The 26,498-nt window shown below is 56.7% G+C and carries 28 protein-coding genes; 16 read left to right on the top strand and 12 right to left on the bottom strand.

Annotated elements, in window-relative coordinates; all coding sequences use genetic code 11:
- Positions 1-50: 50 nt before the first annotated feature.
- Positions 51-989 carry a DMT family transporter gene (locus tag RA157_RS13755; protein ID WP_350333701.1) on the top strand — a complete coding sequence of 313 codons (939 nt, stop codon included), beginning with the start codon at positions 51-53 and terminating at the stop codon, positions 987-989.
- Here the strand turns inward: RA157_RS13755 and RA157_RS13750 are convergent.
- Together RA157_RS13750 and RA157_RS13745 are read right to left on the bottom strand one after the other, a co-directional pair.
- The gene (locus RA157_RS13750) at positions 973-1,767 is read right to left on the bottom strand and encodes a phosphate/phosphite/phosphonate ABC transporter substrate-binding protein (RefSeq protein WP_350333700.1); all 795 of its coding nucleotides are present in this window, start codon (positions 1,765-1,767) and stop codon (positions 973-975) included. The genes RA157_RS13755 and RA157_RS13750 overlap by 17 nt on opposite strands.
- Positions 1,764-2,669, bottom strand: a complete 906-nt coding sequence (locus RA157_RS13745; protein WP_350333699.1) for a fatty acid desaturase — start codon at positions 2,667-2,669, stop codon at positions 1,764-1,766. Before RA157_RS13745 ends, RA157_RS13750 begins: the two co-directional genes overlap by 4 nt.
- A gap of 199 nt (positions 2,670-2,868) precedes the next feature.
- Here RA157_RS13745 and RA157_RS13740 point away from each other — a divergent pair, with 199 nt between their 5' ends.
- Positions 2,869-4,110, top strand: coding sequence for a multidrug effflux MFS transporter (locus RA157_RS13740; RefSeq protein WP_350333698.1), 1,242 nt, complete (start codon positions 2,869-2,871; stop codon positions 4,108-4,110).
- A 19-nt stretch (positions 4,111-4,129) separates the two neighbouring features.
- Here the strand turns inward: RA157_RS13740 and apbC are convergent, their stop codons facing one another.
- Positions 4,130-5,251, bottom strand: a complete 1,122-nt coding sequence (gene apbC / locus RA157_RS13735) for an iron-sulfur cluster carrier protein ApbC (protein ID WP_350336205.1) — start codon at positions 5,249-5,251, stop codon at positions 4,130-4,132.
- Between the two features lie 122 nt (positions 5,252-5,373).
- A complete protein-coding gene (locus RA157_RS13730) occupies positions 5,374-6,420 on the bottom strand; it encodes a cytochrome-c peroxidase (protein ID WP_350333697.1) in 1,047 nt (348 codons plus the stop codon).
- Between the two features lie 115 nt (positions 6,421-6,535).
- Between RA157_RS13730 and fdhD the strand changes: the two genes are divergently transcribed.
- The 8 genes from fdhD to RA157_RS13690 all read left to right on the top strand — a co-directional run bounded on the left by fdhD (position 6,536) and on the right by RA157_RS13690 (position 13,596).
- A complete protein-coding gene (gene fdhD, locus RA157_RS13725) occupies positions 6,536-7,411 on the top strand; it encodes a formate dehydrogenase accessory sulfurtransferase FdhD (protein ID WP_350333696.1) in 876 nt (291 codons plus the stop codon).
- An 11-nt stretch (positions 7,412-7,422) separates the two neighbouring features.
- A complete protein-coding gene (mobA, locus tag RA157_RS13720; protein WP_350336204.1) occupies positions 7,423-8,043 on the top strand; it encodes a molybdenum cofactor guanylyltransferase MobA in 621 nt (206 codons plus the stop codon).
- 10 nt (positions 8,044-8,053) lie between these two features.
- Positions 8,054-8,566, top strand: coding sequence for a molybdopterin-guanine dinucleotide biosynthesis protein B (gene mobB / locus RA157_RS13715; RefSeq protein WP_350333695.1), 513 nt, complete (start codon positions 8,054-8,056; stop codon positions 8,564-8,566).
- Between the two features lie 4 nt (positions 8,567-8,570).
- Entirely contained in the window at positions 8,571-9,833 is a 1,263-nt protein-coding gene (locus RA157_RS13710; protein ID WP_350333694.1) for a molybdopterin molybdotransferase MoeA, read from the top strand.
- A gap of 192 nt (positions 9,834-10,025) precedes the next feature.
- A complete protein-coding gene (locus RA157_RS13705; RefSeq protein WP_350333693.1) occupies positions 10,026-10,802 on the top strand; it encodes a lysine/arginine/ornithine ABC transporter substrate-binding protein in 777 nt (258 codons plus the stop codon).
- Between the two features lie 79 nt (positions 10,803-10,881).
- Positions 10,882-11,601, top strand: a complete 720-nt coding sequence (locus RA157_RS13700; RefSeq protein ID WP_350333692.1) for an ABC transporter permease — start codon at positions 10,882-10,884, stop codon at positions 11,599-11,601.
- Positions 11,598-12,425, top strand: a complete 828-nt coding sequence (locus tag RA157_RS13695) for an ABC transporter permease (RefSeq protein ID WP_350333691.1) — start codon at positions 11,598-11,600, stop codon at positions 12,423-12,425. The genes RA157_RS13700 and RA157_RS13695 overlap by 4 nt, the downstream gene beginning before the upstream one ends.
- A 16-nt stretch (positions 12,426-12,441) precedes the next feature.
- On the top strand, positions 12,442-13,596 hold the full coding sequence (locus tag RA157_RS13690; RefSeq protein WP_350333690.1) for a trans-sulfuration enzyme family protein: 1,155 nt from the start codon (positions 12,442-12,444) through the stop codon (positions 13,594-13,596).
- Between the two features lie 155 nt (positions 13,597-13,751).
- On the opposite strand, the gene ade is transcribed toward RA157_RS13690, so the two are convergent.
- Positions 13,752-15,542: an adenine deaminase gene (gene ade / locus RA157_RS13685; protein WP_350333689.1), complete on the bottom strand. Its 1,791-nt coding sequence runs from the start codon at positions 15,540-15,542 to the stop codon at positions 13,752-13,754.
- Between the two features lie 151 nt (positions 15,543-15,693).
- Here ade and RA157_RS13680 point away from each other — a divergent pair, with 151 nt between their 5' ends.
- Positions 15,694-16,347 (top strand): hypothetical protein, encoded by a 654-nt coding sequence (locus tag RA157_RS13680; RefSeq protein WP_350333688.1) that lies wholly within the window; start codon positions 15,694-15,696, stop codon positions 16,345-16,347.
- Between the two features lie 141 nt (positions 16,348-16,488).
- Complete coding sequence (locus RA157_RS13675; protein ID WP_350333687.1) at positions 16,489-17,364, top strand: NAD(P)-dependent oxidoreductase; 876 nt, start codon at positions 16,489-16,491, stop codon at positions 17,362-17,364.
- Positions 17,365-17,425: 61 nt separating this feature from the next.
- Here RA157_RS13675 and RA157_RS13670 read toward each other — a convergent pair whose 3' ends face one another.
- The 4 genes from RA157_RS13670 to RA157_RS13655 all read right to left on the bottom strand — a co-directional run bounded on the left by RA157_RS13670 (position 17,426) and on the right by RA157_RS13655 (position 19,842).
- Positions 17,426-17,986, bottom strand: a complete 561-nt coding sequence (locus tag RA157_RS13670) for a DUF2585 family protein (RefSeq protein WP_350333686.1) — start codon at positions 17,984-17,986, stop codon at positions 17,426-17,428.
- Between the two features lie 19 nt (positions 17,987-18,005).
- Positions 18,006-18,494: an Lrp/AsnC family transcriptional regulator gene (locus tag RA157_RS13665; protein ID WP_350333685.1), complete on the bottom strand. Its 489-nt coding sequence runs from the start codon at positions 18,492-18,494 to the stop codon at positions 18,006-18,008.
- A 125-nt stretch (positions 18,495-18,619) separates the two neighbouring features.
- Positions 18,620-19,234 carry a uracil-DNA glycosylase family protein gene (locus RA157_RS13660; RefSeq protein WP_350333684.1) on the bottom strand — a complete coding sequence of 205 codons (615 nt, stop codon included), beginning with the start codon at positions 19,232-19,234 and terminating at the stop codon, positions 18,620-18,622.
- The gene (locus RA157_RS13655; RefSeq protein WP_350333683.1) at positions 19,231-19,842 is read right to left on the bottom strand and encodes a glutathione S-transferase family protein; all 612 of its coding nucleotides are present in this window, start codon (positions 19,840-19,842) and stop codon (positions 19,231-19,233) included. The genes RA157_RS13660 and RA157_RS13655 overlap by 4 nt, the downstream gene beginning before the upstream one ends.
- 167 nt (positions 19,843-20,009) lie before the next feature.
- Here RA157_RS13655 and RA157_RS13650 point away from each other — a divergent pair, with 167 nt between their 5' ends.
- Positions 20,010-21,566 carry a sensor histidine kinase gene (locus RA157_RS13650; RefSeq protein WP_350333682.1) on the top strand — a complete coding sequence of 519 codons (1,557 nt, stop codon included), beginning with the start codon at positions 20,010-20,012 and terminating at the stop codon, positions 21,564-21,566.
- A gap of 44 nt (positions 21,567-21,610) precedes the next feature.
- Here RA157_RS13650 and cobT read toward each other — a convergent pair whose 3' ends face one another.
- Positions 21,611-22,639, bottom strand: coding sequence for a nicotinate-nucleotide--dimethylbenzimidazole phosphoribosyltransferase (cobT, locus tag RA157_RS13645; protein ID WP_350333681.1), 1,029 nt, complete (start codon positions 22,637-22,639; stop codon positions 21,611-21,613).
- 78 nt (positions 22,640-22,717) lie between these two features.
- Here cobT and RA157_RS13640 point away from each other — a divergent pair, with 78 nt between their 5' ends.
- Genes RA157_RS13640 through RA157_RS13630 form a run of 3 tightly spaced genes read left to right on the top strand, consistent with a single transcriptional unit; the run spans position 22,718 to position 24,444 of the window.
- Positions 22,718-23,542 carry an adenosylcobinamide-GDP ribazoletransferase gene (locus RA157_RS13640; protein WP_350333680.1) on the top strand — a complete coding sequence of 275 codons (825 nt, stop codon included), beginning with the start codon at positions 22,718-22,720 and terminating at the stop codon, positions 23,540-23,542.
- Between the two features lie 10 nt (positions 23,543-23,552).
- Positions 23,553-23,741: a DUF1289 domain-containing protein gene (locus tag RA157_RS13635; protein WP_350333679.1), complete on the top strand. Its 189-nt coding sequence runs from the start codon at positions 23,553-23,555 to the stop codon at positions 23,739-23,741.
- Positions 23,731-24,444, top strand: a complete 714-nt coding sequence (locus tag RA157_RS13630; protein ID WP_350333678.1) for a retropepsin-like aspartic protease family protein — start codon at positions 23,731-23,733, stop codon at positions 24,442-24,444. The genes RA157_RS13635 and RA157_RS13630 overlap by 11 nt, the downstream gene beginning before the upstream one ends.
- A 98-nt stretch (positions 24,445-24,542) precedes the next feature.
- Here RA157_RS13630 and RA157_RS13625 read toward each other — a convergent pair whose 3' ends face one another.
- Positions 24,543-25,361 (bottom strand): sulfite exporter TauE/SafE family protein, encoded by an 819-nt coding sequence (locus RA157_RS13625; RefSeq protein ID WP_350333677.1) that lies wholly within the window; start codon positions 25,359-25,361, stop codon positions 24,543-24,545.
- A gap of 39 nt (positions 25,362-25,400) precedes the next feature.
- Positions 25,401-26,411, bottom strand: a complete 1,011-nt coding sequence (gene dusA / locus RA157_RS13620; protein WP_350333676.1) for a tRNA dihydrouridine(20/20a) synthase DusA — start codon at positions 26,409-26,411, stop codon at positions 25,401-25,403.
- Positions 26,412-26,498 lie beyond the last annotated feature (87 nt).

Here is a 26,498-nt window from a genome sequence, read left to right as displayed (position 1 = left end):
TGTCTGTCTCTACGCTATGCCTGACCAACCGTTGGGAGGGCGGATTCGCTATGTTTACATCGATTAGGGGGCTGGTGCCCTCTCCAGGAATCCTGTCGAAGGGTAAAACCGGCAATCCGTTTGCGATTCTGGCAATGGTTCTGGCCATGATCAGCTTCACTCTGAACGATACCCTGATCAAGTTCATTGGTGAAAGCCTGCCGCTCGGACAGATTATCTTCATACGCGGCGTCATGGCGATGACATTGCTCGGTGCAATCATCTTCGCAACCGGTGCACATCACTCCTATCGGGCCATGGCTCAGAGACCCAATCTCTTTCGCGGGGTTTTCGAGGCAATCGCGACCGTTACGTTTCTTATCGCCCTGTTTCAAATGCAGCTTGGCGTGGCAACGGCTATCCTGCAGGCCATGCCGCTGGTCGTGACAGCAGGTTCCGCACTTCTCTTCAAGGAGCAGGTCGGCTGGCGCAGATGGAGCGCAATCCTGATCGGTTTTGCAGGTGTGCTGCTGATTATCAGGCCTGGGTTTGACGGTTTTACGGTCTTTTCCCTCTTTGTGGTGGGTACCGTCTTTGCGGCCAGCGCCCGTGATCTGTCGACACGCCTTCTGACGCCTGACCTGCCCACATTGCTGATTTCATTCACAACACTGGCCTTTGTTACACCCACTGGCCTGCTGCTTGGACTGAACGAGGATTGGTCGATACCGGAATTGTGGCAGTGGGGAATATTGCTGTCAGCAGCCGTTATGCTGGTTGCCGCCCAGCTACTGATTGTCATGGCCACCCGGTTTGGCGATTTCTCGGTTGTCTCGCCCTTCCGCTATACGAGCGTTCTGGCGGCGATCATCCTCGGCTTCCTTGTCTGGGGAGACATTCCGGACCTGCCCATGATCATCGGTGTTCTGATTATCGTGTCGACCGGGCTCTATTCATTGCATAGGGAACAGGTGCGGGCTCGTGAGGCCAAACTCAATCAGTCAGACTAAAACCTTTTAGCCGCGCGTTTTCCGACATGGCAGGAATGACATCGTAATCCGCCTCCTGCAGCACGGTGACATCGGAGAGATAAAGACGGGACTGCGCCCATTGCCCCTCTGCCAGGCACTCTGCGAGTGCCCGTCGCAGCGCGGCAAGTGTTTCGCTGTCAGTCTTTTTGCTGGTGACAAAAGGCAGGCCGGGAACAGAACCAGACCATGTGAGCGGTTTAAGCTTTCTTGCAGTTTCCGGTTCCACATCCTGAAGCAGTTGCCAGCAGACGGCATCGCAGGCACAGAGATCTGCCTGCCCTTCCGCTACAAGTCGCATGGACTGCCGATGCCCGCCTGACCATATAATCCGCTCGAAGAATGGCCCCTCCTGCCCCTCGCGGACCAACGTACCGAAAAATGCATTCATCCCGGATTGGGAATGCCGGTCATTCATCGCGGCAACACTCCCCCTGAATGCGCCAAGGATCCCGCGCGTGTCGTCGTCTCTTTGCAGGAGCACACTTCTGTAAGCCGGACCATCACAGCCCGGAACGACATAATGCGGCGTGGCCACCAGCTGCAGCTCGTCGCGGTACAGCATTGTGTAAGGGTAACCGCAGGTCTGGGACAGGATCATCTTTGGATCACGCCAGACCGCCGACACATCAGCGCGGTTTGACGGCTGCGCAGGGAATGCCAATCCTGCTCCCCTGCACCGCTCAGCCAGTTCAGACCAGAACGCCTGTACCTCGTCAGCCACTTCCGGCCAGGCATACATGGCATAGGCACCAATCACAGAGGCCGGCTCCCGGTCTGCCGGTCATCGATAAACGGGTGCACTACACTCTCCTTGGGCTTCAGGGCATAGGCGCGAAACAGGTGCCGATATCCCCTGATACGATAGTGATTGTTGTCATCCAGATATGCCTGCTGGCGCTCACGATACAGGCGCGGCAGCTCATACCAGGCTGCTGTCGGGTTCCGATGATGAACCGCATGCAGATTGTTGTTGAGAAACAGCAGAGAGAAGAACCAGCTGCTTTCGATAATCGCAGTGCGCTCCAGCACATTTTCCTTCGCCACATGCTCCGCATAGGTTCGGATTTTCAGCAATGCCAGACCGGGCAAGGCCGCGCCGAGGACATAAATCCAGAGGTCCACCTGCCAGTAGACCAACCAGCCCAGCACCAGGCCTACAGCGGGACCATGCATCAGCCAGTCAGACAGAACCTCCCTGTCTCCCTTCACAATAAGCTTCAACTCATCGCGCCAGAAGAATAGGCATGTCAGAACAGGACCGATAACAAGGCGACCAAACAGAGTATTGTTCCACATCAGAAGATGACACACCCATCGTGGTAATGTCCGCCAGTGGCGCTCGGTGCAATAGGCGGTTTCCGGGTCATCATATGGGTCGGTCAACCGCTCGTCATTATGATGTCTCAGGTGGAGCGTTCTGAAGCGGCGATAGGGAATGAAAAGCCCGACGGCAGGAAAGACAAGCAACTCGTTCAGACTGCGTGACCGGGTCGGATGCCCGTGCAAGGCTTCGTGTTGCAGTGACGAGTGCTGAGCGATCAGCAAAGCCAGAACCGGCAATGCCCACAGACCAAGACTGTGCCAGAAGATTGTCGTCAGGCCCCAGAGACCATAGACGCCCCCCAGAAGTACAATTGTAATCCACTCTCCTCGCTTCATCCATCCTCCCATATGACCGGACATCACAGAATGTCGCGAAAGTGGCAAGACGGCAAGAGGCAGAATCTTGTCACCTGAATCTTGCTACCTGAGACATTCATTCACGGAGCTGATGAATTGCGGTGAAGAATTGATCAATCGGCACCTTAATCCGGGATATAGTCTTCAGATTGTTCAACCATTTTTCTGTCTCAGGTTCATGTCAGTCTCGGCTCCCACACCCGGCGGCATTGTCCGTCGTCCGTCCATCCTTGTTCTGGTCGCGGTTACAGCGGTGAACCCGCTGGCGATGAACATTTTTGTCCCGTCCATGCCGGGCATGGCAGATTTCTTTGGCACCACCTACAGCATGGTGCAGCTCACTCTGTCCGTTTATCTGGGTGCCATCTGTATCTGCCAGCTGATCGTCGGACCTCTGGCCGACCGCTTTGGCAGACGGCCGGTGATCCTCTGGGGCTTTGTCCTGTTTCTCATCGGCACTCTGATCTGCCTGTTTTCGGGCTCTATTGAAATGCTGATTTTCGGGCGGCTCGTACAGGGCAGCGGCGGAGCAGTGGGGATTGTACTCAGCCGAACCATTATCCGGGATGTCTATGACAACCGGCGCTCTGCCAGCATGATCGGCTATGTAACCATGGGCATGGCTGTTGCACCGCTGATCGGACCGGCAATCGGCGGGTTCCTCGACGAGCTCTACGGCTGGCAGGCAGCCTTCGAACTGGTTCTGGCGTTTGGCGGACTGACGCTGATTGCCGTGTTCCTGACCCTTGTGGAAACCCGCCCGGCCAGCGTGTCAGCTCGCAGCATGGCGACCATCCTTAAGGAATGGGGACATCTTTTCACCTATGCCCGCTACTGGGCTTTTTCAGGATCAACCAGTTTCACCACCAGCGTCTTCTTCGCGTTCCTCGGAGCAGCACCCTATGTGTGCAACCGCATCTACGGAATGACGCCGAGCGAGTACGGCCTTTATTTCTGCCTTCTGCCGGGAGGTTACATCATCGGCAACTTTCTCTCGGGTCGCTTTGCCGAACATGCCGGTCTGCACCGGATGATGCTGACCGGTAACATGCTCTGCCTTGCGGGTGTCGGGATTTCCGTCGCTCTCATTGCCGGTGGCTCCCTGCATCCGATGGCCCTGTTTGGCCCTCTGGTGCTCACAAGCATTGCCAATGGCATGGTATTGCCCAGCGCCACGGCTGGTGCCATCAGCGTTCGACCCGACCTAGCGGGGTCAGCCTCCGGCATGACCGGCTCACTGCAAGTCGGCGGAGGCATGATTTTCGGAATTATCGCAGGAACAGCCGTCGAGGCTTATGCGTCAATCTGGCCGCTGCTGATCGTCCTCGCACTGGTCACCGTGCTTGGAACCCTCTGCTCCCTATGGAGCCGGGCTCTTGAGCCTCGCGAGACAGCAGAAGCATCAGGCGGCACCGGATAGCACCGCCCGATCTTGTTTTCTATTCAAAGACGATCTTCGGCGCTGAGGCCTGACCGGAAACCGTCAGATGACGGTCCCACAGGGCTTTGGCAATGTCCTTGTAGATCACGGCATGCTGACTGTCAGGCTCGGTTGCCACGATGGGGGTACCCGCGTCTGAGAAGGCCCGGATATCCATGTGAAGCGGCACCTCACCAAGGAAGGGAGCACCCATCTTCCCGGCTTCCGCCCGTGCACCACCATGGCCAAAAATGTCTGACCGCTCACCACAGCTCGGACAGAGGAAATAGCTCATGTTTTCCACCAGACCAAGGACCGGAATGCCGGTTTTCTCGAACATGGCAATGCCTCGACGCGCGTCAAGCAGGGCCAGATCCTGCGGAGTAGAAACAACGACGGCACCCGCCAGCGGCACTTGCTGCGCCATGGTCAGCTGAGCATCACCCGTTCCGGGAGGCATATCGACGATCAGCACATCCAGCTCACCCCAGGCCACTTCCCGCATCATCTGGGTCAGGGCCGACATGACCATGGGGCCGCGCCAGATCATGGCTGTTTCTTCATCCACCATGAAGCCGATCGACATAACGGACAGACCATAACCATTCATCGGTTTCATGATCTTGCCGTCAATCGTATCCGGACGACCTTTCAGACCAAGCAGCTTTGGCATGGACGGACCGTAGATATCAGCATCCAGGATGCCCACTCTGAGCCCGTTGGCCTGAAGGCCCAGAGCCAGATTGACCGAGGTAGTGGATTTTCCCACCCCGCCTTTGCCGGACGCGACAGCGATGATTGCGCCAACGCCCGGAATGCCAGCCTTGCCACGCCCGCCACCCGGCGCTTTGGGGGCCTGTGCTGCAGATTTCTGAGCTGCACTTCCCGGTTTCCGTTCCGCTGTCATTGCAGCCATAACCGACTGAACGCCGGGGATTGCCTTTACGACCTTTTCTGCCGCCAGACGCATGCCTTCCAGCTCCTGGGCCCGTTCGGCGGGCACCTTGACGGAAAAAATCACCTTGCCGTCAGAGACAAGGAGATCGGACACCAATCCCATTGAGACAATATCACCCTTCAGGTCCGGTCCTTTGACCTGACTGAGCGCATCAAGAACATCGTCACGGGTCACACCAGTCATTGCGCCGTCTTTCCCTTCATTCGGACCGGATCGCTGTCCATCAGCGCGTTGTCCAAATGCCTTCATCAGTTTTTTTATGAGCGTCACAGGGTCTATCCCGTGCCAGAGGAATTTGCGGGAGACTACTCCGCGGCCAGAGCCGCATCAATAGCTTCCTGTGTCGCAGACAGTGTGCCCAGAAAAGCCGTCAGGTGTCCGATTTCAGCATCAGACAACTCCACAGGCTTCAACACCGGATCAACAGACGATCTGCGTACAAATCCGGATGTATGATGCCGGATCACATCGTCAAGGGTTTTCAGCGACCCATCATGCATATAAGGCGCTCTTTTCGTGATTTCCCGGAGCCCCGGGGTACGGAAGGCATAGAGGTCCCTCTTGTCCCCTGTCACCTCAAAGCGTCCTTTATCGTGATTGCCGACCCCTACATCACGGAACTGGTCATCCGTAAAGCGCCAGCCTGAATGGCACTGAACGCATCCGGCACGACCAACAAAGAGCGCCAGTCCTCTCTCTTCCGCCTCAGACAATGCTGCATCATCCCCCTCAACCCATTGATCAAACCGGGTTGGTGGAGAGATGAGGCCGCGCTGGTATGTGGCCAGAGCCTCTTCGATTGACTGCGCCGTAATCCTGTCCCGTTCCGGAAATGCCGCTCTGAACGACTCCACCATCTCCGCATCCAGCGACAGGCGTTCTATCACCCCTTCAAAACTGAAATTCATCTCGCGGGGTTCTGTAATCGGATGTTTGACCTGGTCTTCCAGCGTCTGGACGCGTCCGTCCCAGAACAAAGGCTCCGTCCAGGCAAGGTTCCATACGGTCTGGGTATTGCGGTCAACCAGAAGGCCGTTCTCACCTTCGGCAACAGGGATGCCATCTTCCAGCCCCAGTTCCGGATTGTGGCATCGGGCGCAGGACATACGCTGAAGGCGGGACAGGCGTGGATCAAAAAAGAGATCTTCTCCAAGAGACGCTTTCTCGGCCGTATAGGGATTGTGAGTCGGATAGGGAACGGTCTCAGGTCTTGCAAAGTCCGCCCGCCATCTCTGGAGTGAGGTTTTCTGCGTTGTAAAGACCGAGAGCCCCGGCCCCACAATAACAAAAAGGCCGAGTGCTGCACCGATAATGCCCAACCGGCGAAAAAATGGTGTCAATGTCGCACTCATGCTCTCGACGTATAAATCCCGCGCTCTATGTTCTATGTAAGTCATCAAATCAGTTTGTCATCCGAAAGCCATTCACTTTTTCGCGGTCGGATGATGCACCAGAGGAGCCTTCCGGTTGGATGAATTTCTGATACGCCCGACCCCCGATGATCCGAAGCTGTCAAGTACGGTCGATGGTGTCGACCATGACGGCCAGGCCGTTCAGGTCAATGTGGTGAGTGAGCGGGCCCTGACACTCTTTCTCAATGCACAGGAAATCGTCACCATGATGACGATCGGTGATCATCCTGATCTGCTGGCTGTGGGCTATCTGCTGAATCAGAACATGCTGAAGCCGGACGATGTGATCACGGGCATTGACTATGATGATGATCTTGAAGTGGTCATTGTCCGCACCGAGCGGGAAACCAACTACGAGGAAAAGCTGAAGAAGAAGGTGCGCACCTCAGGCTGTGCACAGGGAACTGTCTTCGGCGATATCATGGACAGTTTTGAGTCGATCAATCTGCCCGAGAATGCCAGCCTCAAGACCTCATGGCTCTATGCGCTGACAAAGAAAATCAACACGGAGCCCTCGCTCTATCTCTCGGCAGGTGCCATTCATGGCTGCGTTCTGTGTGCTGAAGACCGCCCGCTCGTCTATATGGAAGATGTGGGTCGTCACAATGCGGTGGACAAAATCGCCGGCTGGATGCACATGAACGGGGTCGACCCGTCTGACAAGATCTTCTACACCACCGGTCGGCTGACGTCTGAAATGGTCATCAAGACAGCCATGATGGGTATTCCCATCCTCGTTTCCCGTTCAGGCTTCACGGCATCAGGGGTGGAGCTGGCTCGCGAGGTGGGTCTGACTCTCATAGGCCGCGCGCGCGGCAAACGCTTTGTAGCCCTCTCCGGTGCTGATCGGATTGTCTTTGACAGTGATCCGGCCGAAATCGGCGATGAAGACCCCAAACACCGCCGCAAAGGCAGCGGCAAGGATAGCTGAAGACCATGACGATGCGCCCTCCTCTCCCCGGTGTCATTCTCGCAGGCGGCCTGTCCAGACGGATGGGTGGCGGCGACAAGAGCCTGCTTGACCTCAACGGCCTTAATCTGATCGACCATGTGGTGAAACGCCTTCGCCCCCAGGTCACGGATATCGCCATCAATGCAAACGGCCCGTCTGATCGGTTCTCCTATCTGGGATATAGTGTGATACCGGACAGCATTGAGGGCTTTGCCGGGCCACTGGCTGGTGTTCTGACCGGGCTGGACTGGGCGGCAGAGGCACATCCTGACGCCAGTCACATTGTGACAGCCGCAGCTGACACGCCCTTTTTCCCGCAAGACCTGGTCGAGCGACTGTCTGCGGCAGCCGGAGACAGGTCAGACGCCATTCTTCTGGCCTCAACCGGCGGCAAGACCCATTCAGTCTTCGGCCTGTGGCCTGTGGCACTCCGCCATGATCTGCGGGACTGGCTGACCAGTCAGGACAATCGCAAGGTTCTCGCCTGGACAGACAGGCATGGTTTCGATCTGGTGTCTTTTGACGATCCGGCTTCAGATCTGGACCCGTTTTTCAACATCAACCGTCCGGACGATCTGGATGCAGCTCTCAATCACCTAAGAAGCATCTGAAGGAACAGTGATGGCAAGCGCACCTGTCTTTGGCGTGACCGGCTGGAAAAACTCCGGCAAGACAACTCTTGTGACAAGGCTGATTACCGAGCTGACTGAGCGCGGCTATCGTGTGGCCTCTGTCAAACATGCCCATCACACCATTGATATTGACACTCCGGGAACGGACTCCTATCGCCACCGGCAGGCAGGGGCTCAGGAAGTGGCGCTCGTTGCAGGGTCCCGCTGGGCTATCATGCATGAGCTGGCCGGAGAGCCGGAGCCATCGCTTGAGACAATCATCAGCCGCCTTGGGCCAAGTGACATCGTCATGGTGGAGGGTTTCAAACGCGAAGGCCACATGAAGATTGAAGCCCGGCGGACAGAGTCAAAAAAGCGCGTGCCTCTTGCTCCTGACGATCCGCAGATTGTTGCGATCGCAGCGGATCATGAGGTCGAAAATGCTGATCGCCCGGTCTATGATCTTGATGACATTCCCGGACTGGCTGATCTGATCATCTCCAAATGCGGACTGGAGCGATAAGGCCATGCGCAAGCTGCTTGATGACTGTTTTCTTCATGACAAGGACCGGTTGAAACACGCAGAGGCACTGGACATCCTGAAACGGCAGGTCAAGCGGATTGCCGAGCCGGAAACAGTCACTCTTGAAGCGTGTGCGGGACGTATTCTGGCGGAAACCATTACCAGCCCGCGCAATGTGCCGCTGACGGATAATTCTGCCGTGGATGGCTATGCCTTTGCCCACGAGGATTATATCTCAACAGAGGGTCAACTGCCCGTTTCCCGCCGAATTGCGGCCGGAGATCTGGACGGCTCCCCCCTTGCTCCCGGCACCGCTGCGCGGATTTTCACCGGAGCCGTCATGCCAGAGGGTGCCGATACGGTGGCGATGCAGGAAGACTGCACTGATGATGGCGATATGGTCAGCGTGCCTCAAGGCTTGAAAAATGGTGCAAACCGTCGCAAGGCTGGTGAAGACCTTCAGGAGGGTGACACACTCCTCTCCCCCGGTGACAGATTGCGGCCTCAGGATGTGGCGGCCCTCGCATCCGTGGGGCGTCATCAGGTCTCAGCCTATCGCAAGCTGCGCATTGCTATTCTGTCTACTGGTGATGAGCTGGTTCTGCCGGGCAAGCCCATTCAGCCAGGCCAGGTTTATGACGCAAACCGTTATCTCCTGAACAGCCTCGCGGCCACCCTCCCCGTCGAGATTACTGATTATGGCATTCTGCCCGATCAGGCACCGGTGATCAGCTCGACGCTTGAAAAGGCTGCGAGCAACCATGACATCATCCTGACGTCAGGCGGAGCCAGCCGTGGTGAGGAAGACCACATTATCGATACCATGGACCGGCTGGGCAAACGGTACCTGTGGCAACTGGCCATCAAACCCGGGCGACCGATGAGTTTTGGTGAGATCGGTGATTGCGCCATGATCGGTCTGCCGGGCAATCCGGTAGCCGCGATGATCTGTTTTCTTCTCTACGCACGACCGGCCATTCTTGCCCTCGCCGGGGCCACATGGCGGGATGTCCCGGCCTTTCCTGTTCCAGCCGCCTTTTCCATTGGCAAGAAGAAACCGGATCGGACAGAATTCCTGCGCGGGATTCTGGCCATCGATGAAACAGGCAAACTGGTTGCCCGGAAATATCAGCGGGATGGTTCCGGTCTCATCTCCAGCCTGAGGGAAGCTGACGGGTTGATCATGATTCCTGAGCATGTGACGGCATTAGCTGACGGAGAACCCGTGGCCTTTCTGCCATTCTCCGAGCTGGGCGTCCTTCGATAAGCGTTTTCTTTTGCGCAGAATCTTTTGTGATGGCGATTTAATCCCCAATTTCGTGCTCAAAGCGCTGTTTTCGTCGGACAGGCTTGCAATATGAAGAAAAATAATGGGATTATTGCGCCGGGATGCTGGACCCGATACCAATCGGGCCACATTGACAAAAAAATCTAAGAAGAGCCTTCACAGGGGAATACCATGGTACTCTTTAAAAAACTCGCTCTGGCCGCATCTGCGCTGGTTGTTGCTATCAGCGTTGCTGAAGCAAAAGACTGGAAGAAAATCCGTATCGGTACGGAAGGCGCCTACCCTCCGTTCAACAACCTGACGTCTGACGGCAAACTTGAGGGCTTCGACATCGATATTGCCCGCGCTCTCTGCGAAAAGATGGGCGCAGAATGCGAATTCGTCACCCAGGATTGGGATGGCATCATTCCGGCTCTCGTTGCCAACAAATATGACGCAATCATCGCATCCATGTCGATTACCGATGAGCGCAAGAAGCAGATTTCCTTCTCCGAAAAATACTACAACACTCCGCCAGCGCTTGCTGTACCGAAAGATTCCGACCTGACAGCTGGCACAGCTGACGCCCTGAAGGGTCGTCTGGTTGGCGCACAGTCTTCCACCACGCATGGCAACTATGCCGAGCAGTTCTTCGGTGAAGGCTCTGAAGTGAAGCTCTACCCGACCGCGGATGAATACAAGCTTGACCTCGCCAGCGGCCGTATTGACGTTGTTGTGGACGACATCGTTGTGCTCAGCGAATGGCTGGCCACCGAAGAAGGTTCCTGCTGCAAAATCCTGACCCCGCTTGAAAGCGTTGTCGCTATTCACGGTGAAGGCGCTGGCATCGGCGTTCGCAAGGAAGATCAGGACCTCGCTGACGCGTTTTCAAAAGCCATCAAAGAAATCCGTGAAGATGGCACCTATCAGAAAATCAACGCAAAATACTTTGCGTTTGACGTTTACTGATCCGCTGATTTAACGCACGGCTCGTCTGCTCCGGCAGGCGAGCCTCCTTCCACAAGCGCACAGCGGGACAGTCTGCCCCATGTCTGAGTATATTGCTTTGCTCTCTTTCGGACCGGAAGGCTGGGGAGATGAGCTTGCATCCGGGCTCTGGATTACCGTCAGCCTGGCCCTTGCCACGCTGCCTTTTGGTCTGCTGGCCGGTTTTCTGCTGGCGCTGGGCAAGAATTCCGAAGAGGCAACCCTGCGGTCTGCCGCCAATATCTACACAACGATCTTCCGCGGCCTGCCGGAACTGCTGACCCTGTTCATCGTCTATTACGGCGCCCAGATCGCTCTTCAGAGTTTCATCAAATTCTTCTCGGACGATGCCCATATCGAGATTAACGGCTTTGTTGCCGGTATGGTGGCACTCGGCTGCGTCTTTTCCGCCTTTGCAAGCGAAGTGTTTCTCAGTGCCTTCAAAGGCATCAAGGCGGGTCAATATGAAGCGGGCGACGCCCTTGGCCTGTCGCGGTTTCAGACCTTGCGCCTTATCATCCTGCCACAACTCATCCGCCTGGCCTTGCCCGGTCTTTCGAATCTCTGGCTTATTCTGGTCAAGGAAACCTCGCTTGTTTCCGTTATCGCGCTGAGTGATTTCATGCGCCAGACCCGTATTGCAGTGGGCGTGACCAAGGAAGCTTTCTTCTTCTACCTCCTTGCCTGCCTTGTCTATGTGGCCCTGGCAATGATCTCCTCTATCGGCATTCGCGGCCTTGAGCGCTGGTCGAGCAAGGGTGACATGGGAGCGCGCTCATGACAGATATCACCTCGCGCCCGCCGCCGCCGGCCGTTTCAACCGGCCTTACACGTTCGAAGATCTGCGGCATTGCCATTCTTGCTGTCTGGGCCCTGATCGGGGCAATGCTGATCAAGGTCCTGATTGATGGCTATGACGTCGAGATCTATCAGAAATATGCCCCGCGGGTTCTGACCGGTGTTCTGACTACGCTTGAGCTGATTATCTTCTCGATCTCCATTGGCTTTGCGCTGGCCATTCCCGTGACACTGGGTCGGTTGTCTGAGAACAGGCTGATCGGCTCGCTCTGTTTTGCCTATGTGTATTTTTTCCGCGGCACACCTTTGCTGGCCCAGATCTTCCTTATCTACTATGGGGCAGGAATCTTCCGCCCTGAACTGCAAAGTGTTGGATTGTGGTGGTTTTTCCGCGATGCTTATTATTGCGCAATCTTCACCTTCTCCCTGAATACGGCAGCCTATCAGGCCGAGATTTTCCGCGGCGCTATCCAATCCGTCCCGAAAGGCCTGGTGGAAGCAGGCAAGGCACTCGGCCTGCATCGCGTTGTGATCTTCTGGAAGATCATAGTTCCGAATGCAGCCATCATCGCTCTGCGTCCGTTTGGCAACGAGATTGTCCTGATGATCAAAGGCTCGGCCCTGGCTAGTATCATCACGGTCTATGACCTGATGGGGAATACACGTCTGGCCTATGCCCGGACCTTCGACTTCCAAGTCTATCTCTGGGCTGCCCTGCTCTATCTGGCCATGGTGGAAACCCTTCGCCGTCTCTGGGACAGACTTGAGCTCTATCTGACACGCCATCTGAGACGGTCTGCGGACTGATCAAGAGGATCTTCTCATGACTGACCGTCCTCTCAGGCCGGAAACCATCACAGCGCAGCTGGATCATTATCTGGACGAGGCCACCGGCGGTGTTGTGCCGCCGCTGCAACCCTCAACCACCTTTGCCCGGGATGAGGCGTATGCCCTGCATAACCCGGACAATACTTATTCCCGCTATGGTGCGCCGGTTCACAGACTTGCAGAGGATATTCTGACCCGGCTGGAAGGCGGCACAGACGCCCTGCTCTTCTCATCCGGCATGGCTGCGATTGCAGCCCTTGGACGCACTGTCAGGACAGGCGGAACCATTCTGCTTCAAGAGGGCATCTATCATGGCACGACAGTGTGGATGCGGAATTTCTGTGAGCGGCGCGCAGTCCGGCTGGTTACAGTGGATGCCCTTGATGGAGATGCCCTCAGCGCCGCAATCCGCTCCGAAAAACCGGACCTCGTTCTGCTGGAAACGCCGTCTAATCCATGGATAGGCCTTGTTGATATCAAGCGGGCTGCAGATGAGGCGCATGCCGTCGGCGCTGAGCTGGCGATTGATTCAACAGCGGCCACTCCCATTCTCAGCAGGCCTCTCTCCTTTGGCGCGGACTACGTTCTGCATTCCGCCACCAAGAGCCTGAACGGGCATTCCGACGTGCTGGCTGGCGCTCTGATTGCTGCGCGGGAAACAGAACGCTGGGCCGCTATACGCGCAGACCGCAATCTGGCTGGTGCGATGCTTGGCCCGTTTGAGGCCTGGCTTCTGCTGCGCGGTATGCGCACCATGGCCCTGAGGATAGAACGTGCCAGCGCCAATGCGCTTGCCGTTGCACGGTTTCTGGATGGTCATGACAGGGTTGCGCTGGTGCGCTATCCCGGCCTGCAGAGCCATCCGCACCATAGCCTGGCCCGCACGCAGATGCCGGGCGGTTTCGGCTGTCTGATGTCATTTGATATCACCGGTGATGGAGCTGACGCCCTGGCCGTGGCGGGGCGTCTGAAGACGATCATCCGTGCCACATCCCTTGGCGGCGTTGAAAGCGTCATTGAGCATCGTCATACGATTGAGAAAGACCTCGGCACCGGCGTCCCGGAAACCATGCTCCGCCTGTCGGTAGGCATTGAGCATTCCGACGACCTTATCGCGGACCTCGAGCAGGCGCTTATACCAACGGAATGAATTCCTGACCCATTTGATGATGTCAAATCGTCTGCTGACAAGGCATTTCTCGAAGGGCAATGCGGGGTATTGGTCAAGAGAAACAACGCAGTTCAGCGGGCGATTTGTCGTCACCGAAGGCCGGTCAAATGCGTCAGGAATTCGTTCCGTTGGTGTTACTCGCTGACGAGTAGTTCCGTCATCTGGAACTTTGTCACATCCACCAGTCCCATGTCGGAAATCCTCAGCTCCGGTATAACCACCAGAGCCAGCAGGGAATGCTGCATATAGGCATTGTTGAGGGTGCAGCCACACTGGGCCATGGCCTCGACCAGACGATCCGCCTTGCCTGCCACCACTTCAGATCGCTCATCTGACATCAGTCCGGCAATCGGCATTTCCACCAAGGCCAGTTCTTCGCCCTCAGAAAACAGCACAACACCGCCTCCGACCTCCTTCAGGCGATTGGCCGCAAGCGCCATATCCGCCTTGCTGGTGCCGACCACGATCATATGATGGCTATCGTGGGCTACGGTGGATGCCATGGCGCAGGGCTTGTTATAGCCAAAGCCGGATACGAAGCCATTGGTCAGATGGCCCGTGCCCTTGTGCCGTTCCACCAGGGCGATCTGGCAGACATCCTTCTTCTGGTCCATCTGTACGATGCCACCTCTGACCGGGAGCGTCTCTTCCAGCGCCCGCGTCGGGGCCTGATTCTCAATCACCCCGATGACCCGTGCCTTGACCCCTTCCGTGCCCGCCGGTGCCGGAATATCGAAATCATCGGCTTCAAGGCTGCGCCCCATACGCACCGTGCCCTTGGCAAATTCCGGATAGGTGTAAGCTGGAATGTCCGTCACGAGAGCCCCGTCCTGCGCCACCAGCTGCCCCTGGGCCAGAACCAGCTCCACCGGCAGGGTCGGCAGGTCTGACGTGATAATCATATCGGCGCGACGACCCGGTGTGATCGACCCGAGCTCCCGCTCAAGCCCAAAATGCTGGGCCGTATTGAGGGTCGCCATCTGGATGGCGGTCATCGGCTTCAGCCCTTGCGCGATGGCGTGGCGCACCACCCGGTTCATATGCCCTTCATGGATCAGAGTGCCTGAATGACTGTCATCGGTGCAGAGAATGAAATTGCGGGAATCAAGCCCGTCCTCAGTAATCGCCTTCACCTGCTCGGCAACGTCATACCAGGCTGAACCGAGCCGCAGCATGGCGCGCATGCCCTGCCGGACCCGGGCAATGGCGTCCTCCTTGCGCGTACCCTCATGATCATCAGCCGGACCACCAGCCACATAGCCATGGAACAGCGGACCAAGATCCGGCGAGGCATAGTGACCACCAATGGTCTTGCCCGCTCGCATGGTCTCAGCCATTTCACCATGCATGGTGGGGTCTCCATGGGCCACGCCGGGGAAGTTCATCACCTCGCCCAGCCCGATAATACCTGGCCAAGCCATGGCCTCGGCCACATCTGACGGGCCGATGGATGCCCCCGCATTCTCAAGCCCCGGAGCACTGGGCACACAACTTGGCATCTGCACGAACACGGTCATGGGCAGGCTCATGGCCTCGTCATGCATCAACCGGACACCTTCAAGCCCCAGCACATTGGCGATCTCATGAGGATCAATGAACATACTGGTGGTGCCGTGCGGCAGGACAGCGCGCGCAAACTCGGTCACCGTAACCATGCCGGATTCCACATGCATATGCGCGTCACAGAGACCGGGAACCGCATAGCGCCCACCAGCATCAATGACCCTGGTCTCTTCCCCGATCGTATGGGATGCATCAGGCCCCACATAGGCAAAGCGGCCATCGGCAATCGCGAAATCCATTGCGGGGATAATCTCGCCCGAATGCACATTCACCCAACGCCCATTGGTGATAACAAGATCGGCAGGCTGACGGCCCATGGCCACATCGGTCAGCCGAATTGCGCATTCATTCCAGGATTTCATCGCGATTCCTTTCAGTGATCTCTCCCAGACTATCGGGCAGCCGCACCTTCATGCAACTATAGTCGATAGAGGCTTCACCGGATCGTGAGCACATAACAAACCTTCTGAGGTGTTAGCTTGATAGTCAAATGTCTAAGCGGGAGGACACCCTATGTCGATCAAGCACTTTTTGGGCGCAACTGCCCTTGCAGCAGGCCTTGCCTTTTCCCTTTCACCAGCTGTCTCCGGAACCATTGAAGCCCATCAGCATATCAGTCATGTGATGAAAAACTGGGGCGAAACGCCGAATGCGGAAGGCCTTCTGCCGGTTGCTCTGGCTGATGCTGAAGTGGCGGCGAAACATGCAGGCTATGGCGCTGCTGACACATCCGATCTCACCTCCATGAAACTGCATGCTGGCCATGTTCGCGACGCGATTGCTCCTGAAGGCGATGTTGCCGTCGGCTCCGGCTTTGGCGTCAAGCGCGCCGCCAAGGGGGTTGTACAGCATGTCAACCTGGCCGCAGACAGCAAGGATGCCTCAAAGGCGGTGAAGACCCATGCGGTTCATGTGGCAACCTCTGCCCAGAATACGATAGGCCGTGTCCACTACATGATGAAACATATCAAGGCGATTGATGCGGCAACAACAGCCGAAGACGCCAAACCGCACATGGAAAAACTGCATACACTCGCCAAAGCCCTTATCGAAGGCACAGACAAGGATGGTGACGGCAAAATCACCTGGAAAGAGGGCGAAGGTGGCCTTGCAGCCTCCAACAAGCATATGGGCTTCATGATGAAGGCCGAGAATATCTCTTACTAACACGCGAAGATATTCCGACAAGGGCGCGGCACGCGATGCCGCGCCCCTTTTTGTGTGCCTGTTTAGGATAGCACATGACAGGTTTTCCCAATCGGGATAGAACATTGGCACGATTTCCAGCCGTATTCGGGAGGCGTTTATATGGCAAAGGTGAGCTTTATCGGTCTTGGCGTCATGGGCTACCCCATGGCAGGGCATCTGAAGACCAAGGGTGGCCATGAGGTTACGGTCTATAACCGGACCACAGCCAAGGCTGAGGCCTGGGCAAAGGAATTTGGCGGCAGCTACGCCACCACCCCGGCGGAAGCCGCCAAGGGAGCCGATTTCGTCTTCTGCTGCGTGGGTAATGATGATGACCTGCGGTCCGTCACCACCGGCGAGACCGGCGCCTTCCAATCCATGCAGGCCGACAGCGTTTTCATCGATAACACCACAGCCAGTGCCGATGTGGCACGCGAGCTCTATGCAGCAGCCCAGGCAGGCGGCTTCCATTTTCTGGATGCTCCGGTCTCTGGCGGTCAGGCCGGGGCCGAGAACGGCATTCTCACTGTTATGGTGGGTGGTGATGAGACAGCCTACACCCGCGCGGAAGAACTGATCATGTGTTACGCCAAGGCCTCCCGCCTGATGGGTGGATCCGGTGCCGGACAATTGACCAAGATGGTCAACCAGATCTGTATCGCCGGCCTTGTTCAGGGGTTGGCCGAAGGGGTGCATTTCGCCAAGAAAGCCGGGCTTGACCCCGATGTGGTCTTTGACGTCATCGACAAGGGCGCGGCAGGCTCATGGCAGATGATCAACCGCAACAAGACCATGTCTCGTGGAGAGTTTGACTTCGGCTTTGCTGTGGACTGGATGCGCAAGGATCTGAGCATCTGTCTCGACATGGCCAACCAGGTGGACGCCTCCCTCCCCGTTACGGCTCTGGTGGATCAGTTCTACCACTCTGTCCAGAAAATGGGCGGTGGTCGCTGGGACACATCCTCCCTCCTCGCCCTGCTGGAACGGGATGAGTGACGGAACGCTGAACAACACCCGTTTCTTTCAAGGCCGCATCATCGATGCGGCCCTTTCTCAATCAGCCAGCCAATTGCCAGGCCTTGATGCTCTCAAGCGGATGGATCAGCATGATCACGTTGAGGGTGAGATTATCCCGGATGACCCAGGCTGCTGCCAGTTCCATCGCCAGCACCACAGCAATGGACCACTTTAGCCCCAGCCTCGCCGCCAGCCAGAACCCAACAACCATAAAGCCAAGATCAGCAAAGGAGTTCAGAACGCTGTCGCCATAATAATCAAGCGCAATGGTCGCTTCCCGATAGCGCTCAATCACCGCATTGGTGTTCTCGGCAATTTCCCAAGCCGCCTCGATCAGGACGGACAGAAACAGCCGTAATTCCCAGGCCCAGCTGCGGCCAATCAGCCAGAAAAAGCCGAAAAACAGAAAACCATGGGCAATATGGGATGGCGTGTACCAGTCTGCGATATGCTGGGAATTATCCGAACTCATCACGTCCGGGCTCCACAGCAGCACATAGCCACAGATGCAGATGGGCGAGCGCCCCATCCACAGAAGAATGACAATCATGCCTGCCACCGCCAGGAGCGACATGGCAAGGAAGTGTTTTCGCTCGAACATCGGATACCGCCGCCTTAGGTCAAGACTTACCGCCGTCCTTGGCTTCTTTCACATATTCAAGCGGCAGCTGGGTGGTGTATTTGATCTGTTCCATAGCGAAGGTGGTCGAGACGTCGGCGATATCGATCTTCGCAATCAGCTTTTTGTAGAAGGCATCATAGGCTTCGATATCGGGCACCACCACGCGCAGCAGATAGTCCACCTGCCCGGCCATGCGATAAAACTCAACCACCTGGGGAAATTCGCTGATAGTGGAGGCAAAGCGTTTCAGCCAGTCTTCCGAATGCTGGCTGGTGGTAATGGCCACAAAGGCCGTCACATGGGCGTTCACCTGCTTGGGTTCCAAGAGCGCAACACGGCCCGTGATAACCCCGTCCTCTTCCAGCTTCTGGATCCTGCGCCAGCATGGTGTTGTCGACAGGCCGATCCGACGTCCAATCTCAGCCACGGGGACGGTTGAATCCTCCTGCAGAATAGACAGGATCTTGCGGTCGAGGCGATCAATCATGACGGCACTTTCTGGAAGAATATTCTACTATGAACTCCACCTTACCTTATAGAGAGTATGGATTTCCATCAAGGCGAATTGAGTTGAAATAGAATCCTTCCAAAGAGCAATCCCATCCGGATACCCTATCCGGTGAGTTCAGTCACCGTTCTGCGCAAGACCGGCAGCAGCTCCGCTTCAAACCACGGATTTTTCTTCAGCCACCCCGTATTCCGCCAGGACGGATGCGGTAAAGGCAGAATTTTCGGCGAACGGTCCTGCTCGAAATAGCTGCGCCAGTTTTTCACCGTATCAGTGAGACTTTTCTGCCGTTCCTTGCCCATATGATAGGCTTGGGCGTATTGCCCGATAACAAGGATCAGCTCAAGCTGTGGCATCAGCGGGAAAATCCGGTCATGCCACTGACGAACGCATTCCTTACGTGGTGGCAGGTCGCCTCCCTTGGCATCAAGCCCCGGAAAACAGAACCCCATCGGCACAATGGACAGTTTCGACGTGTCGTAAAATGTCTCCCGATCAACACCGAGCCAGTCGCGCAGGCGGTCTCCGCTGCGATCATCAAACGGTATTCCCGAGGCATGCACACGGGTGCCCGGTGCCTGTCCGGCAATACACAGTCGTGCGGTTGAGGACAGACGAACCACCGGGCGCGGCTCATGTGGCAAGGGAGTTTTATCCGGGCTCTCAACGCACAGACGACATCTGGTGATTTCGCCAACGAGTTCATCAATCGTGGTCATGCATCAGCTCCCGGGCGTTGTTTCAGGCGGTCAAACCATGCAGAGACATTCGGACAGGTGTCCGGAATCTCTATCCTGGCAGGTTTCATGAACAGCAGTGCGCAATAGCCGGTGATATCAGCAATAGTGAAGCGCTCCCCTGTTATGAATGGCCGGTCAGCAAGTTCCCTGTCGAGAAGATGTAAAGTCTGCCCCAGACGTTCGCGGTTAACGGCACTCCATTCCGGGATTTGCGGGATTTCCAGTTCTGCCATCGCCGGATGGGCATGACGGAATGTATGGGCGACCTGCGCAAAGAAGATCAGCTCCAGCCGCCGGTTCCACATCTCGATCTGTGCCCGCTCAAGAGCCGTGTGGCCAAACAGGTTGGGTTCTGGATGCAGCTCCTCAAGATATCGGCAGATGGCCATGGTTTCCGTCAGAACCGTGCCATCATCCAGCTCAAGAGCTGGAACCTGCTGAAACGGGTTCACTCCGGCATAATCCGACTGTTTATGGTCTTTTGCTCCGATATCCAGAACAACCCGGGGGATCTCCAGTCCCTTTTCGGCCAGAAACACCCGAACCCGTCTTGGGTTGGGCGCAAACGCGCTGTCATAGAGCTTCATCAGTACCCCGGCTGTCTGTTTTTCAGTCTCTTATCCAGATCTGTGGATCTTCTGTGTTTTCTTTAAAAGATAAGCGAGATTATTCCGATTGTAAGAGTGTTTTTAAGACTTTGCTTACACACTGGACGCAGTTTGGAGACACAGTATCTCTCAAGGTTCCGGGTTGAATGAGCGAACAGAACGCGTCTGTGAAGATATCGGCTGAGACCGCATCTGTCCGAAAACGGTCGGACCGCCGTCGCAATGTGACGCGGACCGTTAAGGATGTGCGCGAACGGCTGAACTCGCCGACGGGCCTCAGGTTGGCCTTTGATCACGAACTGCTTCTGATGTTCGCCCAGCACCAGCTGAGCGGCATTCTGCCGGTTCCGGTGATCGTTCTGACCACGGCTCTTCTGTCCATGCTCTGGTCGCCGACATGGGCGATTGGCGGCTGGATGCTTGCTGTGTTCACCGCCCATACCGGACTGCTGTTTCTTAGTCAGAAATTTACCCAGACCGACCTTGAGACGGTTCAGATCAAGCCCTGGCGGACACGATTCCTGATTGCCCAGGCAATCTATGGTCTGGCCTGGTCCGGCTTTGCTGTTCTTCCGGTCACAGATAGCCCGATCGTCAATCTGGGGCTGACCCAGGATCTTATTGGCATCTTCATTGTCATCACCTTGCTGGTGATGATTGCCATGACCACCCTGTTGAGCGCCAACCTGCCTCTCAGTGTGACCCTGGCCTGCGCACCGGCGGTGATTGCGGCAGCCATTCGGTTCCTGCCCGCAGGCGACATCATGGCCTGGACCATGACCGTTCTGTCATTCGGGGCCTTGCTGTTCTTTATCACCATTGCCAACAGGCTTTATGCGGCAACCATTGTCAGTCTGTCCTTCCGGGCTGAAAAAGATTCCCTCATTGTCGAGCTGGAACAGGCGAAGGCCGTGTCTGACGAGGCAAGACGGCAGGCCGAAGCAGCCAATCTGGCCAAATCCAAGTTTCTCGCCACCATGAGTCATGAGCTCCGCACACCGTTGAATGCGATCCTCGGCTTTTCAGAGGTGATGAAAACCGAGCTGCTCGGGCCAATGGAAAACAACACCTACAAGGACTATGCAGGTGATATTCACAGCTCAGGCAACCATCTCCTGAACCTCATCAATCAGATTCTTGATCTGTCACGGATTGAGGCCGGTCGCTATACCCTGCAGGAAGAGCCTGTCTCCCTGTCTGAAGTGGCCGAGGATTGCGTGCACATGATGGATCTGAAAGCGCAGGGCAAGGGCGTCGAGCTGGTCGAGAATTACGAGTCGCAGCTGCCCAAACTCTGGGCCGATGAACGGTCCGTCCGACAGATCATGCTCAACCTTCTGTCGAACGCGGTGAAATTCACGCCTGCCGGTGGCTCGGTCACCATTACCATCGCCTGGACAGCCAATGGCGGCCAATATGTCTCAGTGAGAGATACAGGTCCTGGTATTCCGGAAGATGAAATCCCGGTCATCCTCTCCCAGTTCGGTCAGGGTTCCCTCGCCAATGAGACGGATGAACGCGGTACAGGCCTTGGTCTGCCCATTGTTCAGGCGCTTATGTCCATGCACAATGGTTCGTTTGAGCTCCGCTCAAAATTGCGGGAAGGCACAGAAACAATCGCGATCTTCCCACGGACTCGCGTCATGGACCGCCTGGAAGCGGACAAGGAACGCAACAAGGTCAAGCTCTACAAGATGGCCTAGAGGGTGTGAGGCGACCGGTCTGGTGGCAACCAACACTGCCTGAATTACTCGTCGGCAGGCCCTGAGACACCAGCTTCGGCAAAAGTCGCCATGCCGGTGTGAAGTCCAACCGCTGATTTGAGAATAACAGCAGCCAGAGCAGCGCCAGAGCCCTCGCCCAGACGCATATCCAGATCCACCACAGGGCGCTTATCCAGACGCTTCACCACTGCGGCATGTCCTGCTTCCGCAGAAGCATGGGCAATCAGGCAGTGATCGATTGCGCCTGGTCCCATGGCATGAACGATTGCGGCCGCTGAGGTTGCGATGAAACCGTCAACAATGACCGGAATGCGCTGCACCCTTGCGGCCAGAATGGCACCGGCCATCGCAGCAATCTCACGGCCACCGGCACGACGCAGGATTTCAAGCGGATCTTTTTCACCGTCCAGACGCTCTACAATCTGGGAAACAACAGCCCGCTTGCGCTCAAGACCTTCATCATCAATCCCGGTACCGCGACCGACCCAGTCAGCAGCTTCTCCGCCATAGAGCGCATGATAGATGGCAGCCGCAACGGTCGTATTGCCAATACCCATTTCACCAAGGCAGAGAAGATCCGTCCCACCGGCAATTGATTCCATACCAAAAGCCATGGTGGCGGCGCATTCCTGCTCAGTGAACGCGTCCTGCTCCGAGATATCCGGGGTTGGCATTTCAAGCGCCAGCTCGAACACTCTCAGACCGATATCATGCATTTTGCAGAGCTGATTAATCGCCGCACCACCGGCCGCAAAATTGGCCACCATCTGTTTCGTCACATCGGACGGATAGGCAGAGACCCCCTTTGCAGCAACACCATGGTTTGCCGCAAAGACAGCGACGAGCGGTTTCTGCACTGTTGGCGGGGTCTTGGCCTGCCAACCTGCCAGCCATTCCACCAGATTTTCCAGACGCCCAAGTGCCCCGGCAGGCTTGGTCAACTGCCCGTCACGCTCCCGCACCGCGTCGATCGCGCACTGGTCCGGCCCCGGCATGGAACCGACAATGGCACGAAAATCTGCGAACGGAGACGGCATGGCAGTATTGGACATAGGACAGATCCTGATTTTTGTGTATTTTGCCGCGTTCTAACGACAATGCTCCAAAAGCGCAATCAGGGATTCCGGATCATGACGGCTAACCAGCTCAACGGCTTTACGGGACGGCTTCTTGCTGCGCCGGGCGATATAGCCGATCAGGTGCGGTTCTTCTCCCGCCTTCCGGTGCCTGACCGCTTCGGCAATCCCCAGGCCATGCCCGCTTTCGAACGGGGTGCCGGCGTCGTGCCTCTTGCCGGATTGCTGATTGGTCTTCTGCCCGCCTTCACCCTGTGGCTTGGGCTGACGCTGTCTCTACCGCCCTTATCTGCCGCGATCCTTGCCATCATCGTGCAGCTGTTCCTCACAGGTGCATTGCATGAAGACGGCCTTGCGGATGTTCTCGATGGTTTCTGGGGTGGTATGACCCGCGAAAGACGCCTTGAGATTATGAAAGACAGCCGTGTTGGCAGCTATGGTGTGCTTGGTCTTGTGGCCAGCCTTATCCTGAAGACCAGCCTGCTTGCAGGGCTGGCAGAAAGTGCGTCTCCAGTGATGTCCCCCGGCATCGCTGCGCTGCTCTATCTTGCGGCCTTTCCTGTTTCCCGCGGGCCGATGGTCTGGCTGTGGCACAGGCTGGGCAATGCACGCGCGTCGGGCCTCTCCCATGACGCTGGGCGTCCTGACCGCCTGTCAGCGCTGAGTGCAGCAGGTCTCAGTGTCGCAGTCGGCGTTATTCCTATCGCTTTTGTCACATCGGGCGGTGCGATTCTCGGTCTTATATTGGCCTTCGCTGTTGCTTTTGCCTGCGCATCCGTGGCGCGGCGGAAGATCGGCGGGCAGACAGGCGACGTTTTAGGGGCTTGTCAGCAATGCTGTGAACTTGCCTATTTGCTGGGCCTTGTTATGGTTTTGTAGGACGACCTGAATGAGCATAGTCAGCCCGTGCGTAAAGCTCTGTGCGATTGAAACATCAAGTGGCCTTTGCGCCGGGTGTCAGAGAACAATGGACGAGATCCGTCGCTGGTCGTCCATGAGTCATGACGAACGTCTTCAGGTCATGGAAGCTCTGCCCGAGCGACGGATGACAGACACGGACAGCATGGATGTCGCGTAACTTTCGATATGGTCTTGGCATTGCCATTCTGATTATCACCATGATCGCCCTGATGGTCCTCTATTATGGTGATTTTGTTTCCTTTGAACGTCTGACAGGCTTTGCCAGCATCGCCACGATGATAGCCCTTGCCATTGTTATTGGCGGCGGCCTGTTCTCCGGGCGGGTGGCCATATCAGATCACATCAAGAACTTTCTACACTGGGTAGGGATTTTCCTCGTTATCGTGGCAGCGTATGCCTACCGGTTCGAGCTACAGGCCATTGCGGCTCGCACTATTGCAGCACTGGCACCAGGATCGGAACTGGCGCAGTCCCTGAGTGTGGAGACCGGTGATGGTGTAACCATTTTCCGCTCTGTTGACGGCCAATTTCATGTGGATACGCGGGTCGATGGCGTCCCGGTCTCCATGCTGGTGGATACCGGTGCCTCCTCTGTGGTGTTGAGTTACGAGGATGCTGAAGCCATCGGCATCGATATGGACCGACTGGTCTTTTCTCTTCCTGTTGCCACGGCCAATGGACGCGCCGAGGCCGCGATAACCCGGATCGGGCATCTGGCCATCGGCCCGATCGGCCGTTACCGCATTGATGCGCTTGTGGCAAAACAAGGTGCTCTCGGAACCAGCCTGCTCGGCATGTCCTTTCTATCGCAGCTCTCCGGCTGGGAAGTGGAAGGGGATCGTCTGACCCTGAGGCCTTAGAGCGTGTTGCGCCAAAGTGGAGACCGGTTTGGCGACAAACAACTCGCGTCTTCAAAGACATAGAGCATGCGCATGCATCCTGTTCATCGCAAAATACTCTAGAAAAGCGCTGCTGCGAACCGCAGACCGACCACAATCAGGAAAAGACCGAAGGCCAGCTCAAGCTGGCGTTTTGACAGGGCATGCGCTGCCTTCACCCCCAGAGGTGCGACCAGAACCGCGACCGGCGTGATCAAGATAACAGCCAGCAGATTGACGAAGCCGAGCGAGAAGGTCGGCAGCCCCTCGGCAGACAGGCCCGCAAGCAGCAGTCCGATCATACCCGGAAGCGAGACGAGTACGCCAACACCGGATGAGGTGGCGATGGCCTGATGGATGGGGCGGCCAAACAGGGTCATGAAGGTGTTGCAGAGAATTCCGCCACCAATCCCCATCAAGGTCGAGAGAAACCCTATAAGCATGCCGTAAAGCCCGCGCACCGGCTGCCCTGGCAGATTTGACCCGAGCCGCCAGTTGTCCTTGCTGAACAGCAGCTTGAAGGCAACCATCAGAGCCATTACCCCGAAAATACCCTTGAGCACATCGCCCGAGAGATGTGCCGCAATCAGGGAGGCGAGAACGGTTCCGAGCGGAATGAGCAGGAGCCACCCCTTCAGCAGATCTGTATCCACCGCACCACGTTTCAAGTGAGACAGATAAGACCGGACAGATGTGGGGATCATGATGGCAAGTGAGGTCGCGATGGAAATATGCATCCGGACGCCTTCGTCCACGCCAAGAAAACTCAGCGCCTGATAGAGTGCCGGCACCACCACGGCACCGCCACCGACACCAAAGATACTGGCCATGAACCCGGCAACAGCACCGCAGCCTAAAAGAGCCAGGATCAGTGCCCAGTTTTCCAGAAGCACGCTCACATACCCACCCTTTTTCTGAAACCCATAAGAAAAGCGGGCCTATGCAGATACACGATCTCGGGACAAGCTCTCTGCGGCCTCTGCCAGACTGTCGAGACCGCGCAGAAAAACGGATCCGTCAGCGCCTGGCAGAACAGACTCGCTCGACAGGATCTGTCGCCAGCGCCGCGCGCCAGGCACGCCCTGAAACAGACCCAGCATATGCCGTGCGACCTGATTGGCGCGCCCGCCCTGCGCCACATGGCGGTCTGTATAGGTGGCCATCTCTTCAACCACCCTGTTCAGGACTGGCGAGACAGTTTCCGCTCCATAAATCCGCTGATCCACATCGGCCAGCAATGCCGGGCTGTGATAGGCCGCCCTGCCGAGCATGACACCGTCCACGTGGCGCAGATGCTCTTCCGATGCCTCAAGCGTTTCAATTCCGCCGTTGATGCCGATCCAGACATCAGGCAGTCGTTCTTTCAGCCGGTAGACACGGTCATAATCCAGCGGCGGAATATCCCGGTTCTCCTTCGGGCTCAAACCGTCAAGCCAGGCCTTGCGAGCATGCACCCAGAGCACATCACAGCCTGCTTCAAGAACCTTGTCTGCCAGTCTGTCGAGTGCCTCTTCCGGGTCCTGGTCATCAACCCCGATACGGCATTTCACCGTAACAGGAAGGTCGGTTGCCCCCTTCATGGCCCGGACGCAATCGGCAACCAGGTCCGGCTCCTGCATCAGGCAGGCCCCAAACCGACCCGATTGAACCCGGTCTGACGGGCAACCCACATTGAGATTGATCTCGTCATATCCCCAACCGGTCGCAATCTCTGCGGCCTGTACCAGCTTGTCAGGCTCCGACCCGCCAATCTGCAGAGCAATGGGATGCTCTTCATCGGAAAAGCCGAGCAACCGCTGCCGGTCTCCGTGAATGACCGCATCAGCGACCACCATCTCTGTGTAGAGCAGCGTTTCCCGCGTCAACAGGCGATGGAAAAACCGGCAGTGCCGATCCGTCCAGTCCATCATCGGTGCAACAGAGAATCTATGTCGTTGATAGTCAGTCACGTCTTGCTTGTCTTCAAAGTGTCCGGGGTCAAATGCGCAAACCCTGTCCGGATCAGATTGCCAAAGCCTATGCCTGATCCTGAGCTG

Origin of the sequence: Coralliovum pocilloporae (assembly GCF_030845175.1) — a bacterium.
GTDB lineage: Bacteria > Pseudomonadota > Alphaproteobacteria > Rhizobiales > Cohaesibacteraceae > Coralliovum > Coralliovum pocilloporae.
Note: the sequence above shows the minus strand (reverse complement) of the source record. Positions and strands in the feature narration are given on the sequence as shown.